We start from the raw sequence: 6,747 nt of genomic DNA, 5'->3' as shown, positions 1-6,747 counted from the left end.
ACCGGCTGGCCCCCGAACGAGCCCGCCGATCCGGGCGAGTTCTTCGACCGCTGCCGGACCAGCCTCGTGCCGGGCGGCTGCGTGGCCGTCCTGCTCCCGCACGGCGACGTCGTCCTCCCGGTCGACGTCATCGCCGCGGCCAAGAAAGCCGGGCTCGCGTACCTGCAGCACATCGTGGCGACCGACCGGCCGCCACGCCGGGGTCAGCAGACCCAACTCGACATCCACACCGACGTGCTGATCATGACCCGCAGCGCGGCGGAGAACGGAGGCAGCGATGGCAGATGACACTCTGCCGGTCACCTCGGTCTGGCTGACCTGCCAGCAACCGGCACGTGACCAGCGCCGGGGCCGCTACGTCCCGGAAACCTCCACCCACCCGGGCAAGATGCTGCCGAACCTGGCCGCCCACGCGATCGGTGCGTTCACCGCGCCCGGTGACCTGGTGCTGGACCCGATGGTCGGCTCCGGCACCACCCTGGTCGAGGCCATGCATCTGGGCCGCGACGCGATCGGCATCGACATCGAGCCCCGGTTCACTGCGCTGGCCGAGCAGAACATCGCCCTGGCTTCGTCGCAGGGCGCGGCCGGCACCGGGAAGGTCATCAACGGCGACGCCACCGGACTGCTCGACCTGATCCCGGCGTCCGCGCTCGGCCGGGTGGGACTCGTGCTCACCTCACCGCCCTACGGGCGCGGGACTCACGGCCTGGTCCGGGCGGACAGTACCGGGGTACGCAAGCGGGACCACCTTTATGGGGACCGCGAACGCGGAAACCTCGCCTATGCGGGATGGTCCCGCTTGCTCGACGGGTTCGCCACGATCCTGGCGGCCTCCTATCAACTGCTGCGTCCCGGCGGGACCGTGGTGATCACCTGCCGACCGGTACGCCGCCAACGGGACGACCTAATCGATCTGCCCGGCGAACTACTCGTCGTCGCCCGCTCGGCGGGACTGGTCCCGGTGCAGCGGTGCGCGGCGATGCTCGCCGCAGTCCGTGACGGGCAGATCGTGCACCGCGCCTCCATGTTCGGGCTCATGGCCGTACGCCGAGCCCGCGCCGAAGGCATCCCCGTGCACCTCATCGCGCACGAGGATGTGCTGGTCCTACGGCGCTGCTGAAACTGCTTGAGTTCCCACGAACCCAAGCGCTCCTGCGGCGAGGCCAAGTATCCGTACTGCACAGGCCCTGTTTCCCGCAATGAAGCCTCGGCACCATCCGCGGCCCGACACGGTGCCGAGGCCGCGCGTACGGGATCTGGTCACGTTATCCGTGGTGGCAGGCCCTATCGCTAGCCACCACGTCTAACCTGACAGGCCCGTGCGGCGGCGCATCCGGAACCTGACAGGTGCCATAGGGCCAGAAACCGGGAACCGGTCAGGGCCGCCCGGCACCTGTCAGGGCGGCCCGATTCGCTGCCCGAACCCAGCGTCCCGATCTCACCGGTCACCAGCCGACGGCCGGTGACCGGTGAGCCGCACCCGCCCTCGGGCGCGGGACTCTACGGGACCGGCCGCCGTCGAACGAGTCCCGGCGGCGGGTCCCGCTCCATCTCGGCCGCCCAGCGGGACCGCCGGCTGCGGGGAGTCCCGTCTAGCGGGACTCGCCGGTGTCCCGCACCGTCCCGCTCAAGCGCCGGGACCTGACAGGGACTGCGGGACGCCCCGGCTGACAGGTTCTGCCAGACCGGCCGACCTGACAGCCGGACACCGGGACCCACCGGTCCTCATACGCTGAAGCTTCTCTTCTTTTCTCTGTGTGCCCTGATCCCTTGCCTCGCGCGACGGCATCGCGCCCACCATCACGGTCGGCCGCCGCCGCCAGCCTCGGATCTGGCACCCAAACGCTCACGCCCTCCGCTGACGCGGCTGGGGCGTGGTAGCGCACACCCCTTTTTTCCTGCGGCGGCTATCACCTGATGGCCGCCTTCTTGCTGTCCGTAGGAGGACGACATGCTCCAACCCGCCTGGTACCTGTCCGACACCGAATGGTGGGGCCTGCTCGACGACGCGCCGCAGCTCGACGACGACCACCAGGCCGTCATCGATCAGCTCTCCAGCGTGCTTCCCGACGGGGCCACCAGCCCGGCGCTCACCGTCGCCGCGACGTTCCTGCTCGTGATCGCCGCCGACTACCTCAACACCACGATGGGCTGGGCCGCCAAGGGCATCGACCTTTCCGAGCTGCCTCGGCTGCTGTGCGGCCTCAACCTGGCCCAGGCGCACCTGACCCAGCTGATCCAGCGCATCGCCGCGCACACCAGCGCCCGCGCCTTCCCCGGCTCCGCCGAGGCACCGGCTGACGTGCTGCGAGCCATCACCGACAGCCTCAGCGCCGCCGGCGCCAACAGCGAGCTGGTCGCGGCGCACCTCAAAGAGGCGCACCTTCGGCTGCACGGACTCACGCAGTAGCGGCCCGAAACCCGAATCCTCGAAGGGACACCTGATGAGTCTGTATGGCCTCACTTCGCGACCTGGCTTCGAGCGCTACACCGTCCGGACCGGCTGGGATCCGCACCGCACCCTGTTCTGCACTGTCGCGGATTTCAGCTGGGACGAGGACACCGATCCCGACAACCCGCCGGACTTCGTCCAGCTCGGGCTCCTGGAGGTAATCCTCGACCCCGCCGTCGTCGTCGCCGCTGTCGAGCCGTACGCGCTGATCCCGGACGACCTGATCGCCCGGCTGTGCACCGACATGGACGCGCACCCGGTCTGGCGGCCTCCGTACCACCCCTGATCCGGTTACGCCCCGCGCAACCGCTCGCACCAAACTCTTCGGCCGTGCCCGGCCGACCGCGCGACCCCGCGCATCCTTCCGGGCACGGCCGATTCGGCGTGCCCGGATTCCACCCCTGATGGATGGAGGAATCCCATGCCGTACCCCGACCCCGGTACGCCGCGCCAGCACTCCGCCGCGCATTCGCGCCGCCGGCGTCCGGAAGTAGCCCCGCAGGTTCTTGCCCTGCTCGACCGGGCCCAGCACGGCGACCGCGACGCGTTCGCGGAGTTGTACCTCTCCTTCCGCGAGCCGGTCACCCGGTACGTGGCCGTGCGGCTGCGAGGTCGTGACCGCGATGCGATCCCGGACCTCGTGCAAGAGGCGTTCGCCAGCGCTCTGACGGACCTTTCCGTCGCGCTGCTCGACGTGCGCGGTTGGTTCATCTGGCACGCCGCGAAGGCGTGCAACCAGCACGACTGGTCACGCCGCCGCTACGTGCGCGCCGCGTACGCCGTCCGCGACCACGAGCCCGCCCCGGCCGCGCCGGTCACCGCCGGGCCGCCCGCCCGGCTGGGCCGGATCACCTTCGCCCACGCGATGGCGAAGTTGACCGGCGCTCAGCGCCGCGCGATCCAGCTGCGCTACCTCGACGGCTACCCCCGCGACGCCGCTGCCCGCGCCATGAACCGCAGCACCGAAGCCGTCCGCGACCTCGAACGGCGCGGCCTGCGGCACCTCCACGCCGCCCTCACCACCACACCGGTCGCGGCATGAATCCCGCTCAACAACCAGCGAAAGGCCCACTGATGACGCTGTTCTACATCGCCGTCTACCACAACAACGACAGCCGGTTCTTCCCGTACGAGCCCGGCCACACCCTCACCAAGGTCATCTCCCACTGGCGGCACTTCCCCGACCAGACCAGTCCGGAAGACGTCGCCGACTGGGCCTACCGGGTGTTCAACGACGACCTCGACAGCCTGCAGGGCCGCCGGGGCTACCCCGACGGCGGCGAGCTGGACTTCCTGCTCGTCTGCACCTACCGGCTGCTGAAGCTGCGCTCGCTGTCGGCCGGCGACGTCCTCGGCATCACCACCGAAGAGACCACCGTCTTTCTGGCGTGCGAGTTCAACGGGTGGCGGACCATCCCGAGCCCCGACAACCGCACCGGCACGGGGCTAACCGCCGAGACCATCTACCAACACCTGCGAGGGAGCCGCCGTGCGTGACCACCCCTGCCACCAGCACCGGCCCGGCCAGCACACCGACCAGTGCCTGACCGGCGACTGCGGCTTCTGCGGCACCAGCCTCACCGACGTCGCCTCCGGCGAATGCCGCGCCTGCCTGCGGATCGTCTGCGAACAATGCGACGCCGGATATCAGACCGACCTCGGCCCCATCTGCCAGCCCTGCGCCCCCGCCGCGCCCACCAGCTCGGTCGCCGCGGACGGCGAACAGCAGGAGTACCGGCTGTGCGTGTTCGAGTTCGACCTGTCCTGCGGCCACACCGCCACCGTCGCGTTGACCGGCTGGTACCCCGTCAGCGTCAGCTGCTGTGACCGGCTCGGCGGCACCATCCTGCGCGGCGACTACCGGCCGTACGCCTCTGACATCGACTACGTCAGAGGCGTGACCGAACGCTACGAGCTACGGCCGAAGGAGACCCCGCCCGGCTCCACACAGGTGATCGGCCGGCGGCCCCGCACCGACGAGCCCTACCCGTCGCCGTACCCCGGCATCGAGGGCTCCGCAGGACGGTACCCGGCACGCGTCGGCGCCACCTGGAGTCTCGACGGCTCGATCCCCAAGCCCGAGACCATCTGACCCGGGCCGCCGCACACAGCGACCCGAAGCACAAAAACGGCCCGCCAAAAGGCGGGCCGTCGTCGTATCAGGAACCCGGGACGCCTCGCCTCGAAAACGCGCGTCCCGGGTTTCTCCATGGAATGGAGGAACCCAGTGTTCACCACACCCGTCGTGATCGCCACCCTCGTGGCGGCCACGCTCGGAGCCGCCATCGGCTTCCTGATCAGCCGCGGGGCAACCCGGCCGATCATCGCCCGGCTGCGCGACGAGCTGGCCGACGCCGTCTGGCAGCTCACCCACGACCCGCTCACCGGCCTGCACAACCGAACCGGCCTGCAGGCCATCCACAACGCCACCGCCGCCTCCGGTCAGCACCGACAGATGATCGCCGTCCTCATCGACCTCGACCTGTTCAAACAGGTCAACGACACCTATGGCCACGACGCCGGAGACGACCTGCTCAAGGCGACTGCCACCAGGATCGGACAACTCGCCGCCCTCTACGGCGGACAAGCCGCGCGGCTCTCCGGCGACGAGTTCACCATCATCGCGCCGCTGGACACAGACAGGCTCGACCAAATGGCCCTGTTGCTCACCAGCGTCATCGCCGAGCCCATCGAGGTCCGCGCCGACGACGGGCCGATCACCGTCAGGACCACCGCGAGCATCGGCCTCGCCGTCGGCTCAAGCACCGACCTGCTCGAAGGCGTCGCCCTGCACTACGCCGACATCGCCATGTATCACGCGAAGCAGCAGGGCGGGGACAGGTACGTCTTCCACCGGCCCGGCATGGCGATGCCCGGCTACCGGCCACGCCGAGGACCCCGCCTCCGCGACCGGCGCCGCAACCAGAACGGGAGAGGCGCGTGAACCTCACCGCCATGACGGCCTGCGCCACCTGCCGCAGAGTCCTCACCGAGCACCGGCACGACGGACAGCTCGAATACCGCCATCCCGTGGTCGAAGCCCGGCACGCGGTGATCCCCGTCGACGCCGCCCAGGTCCAGCGCCCCTTCAACCGGTGCCACCTCTGCACCGACGAACTACCCGTCTGGAACTACCGGACCGGCCTCATCCAAATCCTGGCTTACGAGGCCGGAGCCCTGCTGAACTACAACGACCACTGGCACGTCTGCTACCAGTGCGCCCAGCACATCGAAGCCGACGACCTCGACGCCCTCACCACCCGGTGCGCCGCCATCGTCGGATGGCATCCCGGCAGCGACGAGTACGCAGAGCTCGGACTCCTGTACCGCGGCATCCTGTACGGCCGGGAAGGCCGTACGCTTCTCACCACAACGACGTGGCCGGCCGCCCGGATCACCGCCGAGATGCTGCCGAAGGTCCGCGATCGGCTCACCGGGCTGCTCCGCTGCACAGCGGATCTTCCCGAACCCCTCAACAATCCCGGACAGCGTAAGACTCTGGCCAGCCAACTCGACCTCATACCTATGTACTGGATCAACGAGGAATTCACCCGCCGGGTGAAGGCGCACAGCGCCGACCAGCCACCCGCCAGAATCAACGACGAACTTCTCCCCACCCAGGCAGGGCTACTCGCCTGGCCCGGACCAGTCGGCGACACCGGACAACTCGCGGCCGTCTCCTGGACGCCCCGATCCGACGGCTGGCAACTCATCGGCTACCGCAGCATCGGCAGCGCCCTAGTGGACGACCTCATGCCCGCTCTGCGGCACGAGATCGGCTGGCTCCTTCCCATCCACGCCGAGTACGTTCCACGTCGCACCGCGCTCGAAGGCAGGCACCCACTTGGACCGCTGGTCACCACCTGGCTGCTAACCAAACAGCAGATGGCCGAAGCCGTCCTCGCGAAACTGCCGAAGGGCACCGCCAAGGCATACCAGCGCAGCCAGCGCCCGGCTCCCGACGTCCGGATCGTGCAGATCAAACCGCGCAGCGACACGACCGCACGGAGCAGCACCGACGGGACAAAAGGCCCTACGCGTGCCAAGCCGGATCATCGATACTGGGTCTCCGGCCACCAACGCCAGCAGGCACACGGCCCCGGCTGGAGCCTCCACAAGACAATCGACATCGAGCCGTTCCTCAAGGGGGACGAGGACCTGCCCATCAAGCTGAGCTCCACCATCCGTGTACTTGGCAGCGCCAAGAAGGACGGCGGCACGAGTTCTCGTGAGCAGTAGTTAAGCAACGTGGTGGGGAGGGCTAGTTCCTCCCCACCACACGCACACTCCGC

The 6,747-nt window shown here is 69.2% G+C and carries 8 protein-coding genes and 1 pseudogene; all 9 read left to right on the top strand.

The features are described 5' to 3' along the window. Positions 1-288, top strand: a pseudogene (locus ACH442_RS43770) (hypothetical protein); the annotation flags it as partial. Further along, positions 278-1,123: a TRM11 family SAM-dependent methyltransferase gene (locus tag ACH442_RS43765; RefSeq protein WP_396344089.1), complete on the top strand. Its 846-nt coding sequence runs from the start codon at positions 278-280 to the stop codon at positions 1,121-1,123. The pseudogene ACH442_RS43770 and the gene ACH442_RS43765, both read left to right, overlap by 11 nt. Positions 1,124-1,954: 831 nt before the next feature. Continuing rightward, positions 1,955-2,413 carry a hypothetical protein gene (locus tag ACH442_RS43760; protein ID WP_396344088.1) on the top strand — a complete coding sequence of 153 codons (459 nt, stop codon included), beginning with the start codon at positions 1,955-1,957 and terminating at the stop codon, positions 2,411-2,413. 34 nt (positions 2,414-2,447) lie between these two features. Then, positions 2,448-2,741 (top strand): hypothetical protein, encoded by a 294-nt coding sequence (locus tag ACH442_RS43755; RefSeq protein WP_396344087.1) that lies wholly within the window; start codon positions 2,448-2,450, stop codon positions 2,739-2,741. A 135-nt stretch (positions 2,742-2,876) separates the two neighbouring features. Then, a complete protein-coding gene (locus tag ACH442_RS43750) occupies positions 2,877-3,497 on the top strand; it encodes an RNA polymerase sigma factor (protein ID WP_396344086.1) in 621 nt (206 codons plus the stop codon). 32 nt (positions 3,498-3,529) lie between these two features. After that, positions 3,530-3,952, top strand: coding sequence for a hypothetical protein (locus ACH442_RS43745; RefSeq protein WP_396344085.1), 423 nt, complete (start codon positions 3,530-3,532; stop codon positions 3,950-3,952). Beyond that, positions 3,945-4,547 (top strand): hypothetical protein, encoded by a 603-nt coding sequence (locus ACH442_RS43740; RefSeq protein WP_396344084.1) that lies wholly within the window; start codon positions 3,945-3,947, stop codon positions 4,545-4,547. Before ACH442_RS43745 ends, ACH442_RS43740 begins: the two co-directional genes overlap by 8 nt. 135 nt (positions 4,548-4,682) lie before the next feature. Continuing rightward, positions 4,683-5,399: a diguanylate cyclase domain-containing protein gene (locus ACH442_RS43735; RefSeq protein ID WP_396344083.1), complete on the top strand. Its 717-nt coding sequence runs from the start codon at positions 4,683-4,685 to the stop codon at positions 5,397-5,399. Next, on the top strand, positions 5,396-6,694 hold the full coding sequence (locus tag ACH442_RS43730) for a hypothetical protein (protein WP_396344082.1): 1,299 nt from the start codon (positions 5,396-5,398) through the stop codon (positions 6,692-6,694). Before ACH442_RS43735 ends, ACH442_RS43730 begins: the two co-directional genes overlap by 4 nt. The last annotated feature ends 53 nt before the right edge of the window (positions 6,695-6,747 follow it).

Origin of the sequence: Actinoplanes sp. NPDC020271, assembly GCF_044388125.1 — a bacterium.
In the GTDB taxonomy this organism is placed as follows: domain Bacteria; phylum Actinomycetota; class Actinomycetes; order Mycobacteriales; family Micromonosporaceae; genus Actinoplanes.
Note: the sequence above shows the minus strand (reverse complement) of the source record. Positions and strands in the feature narration are given on the sequence as shown.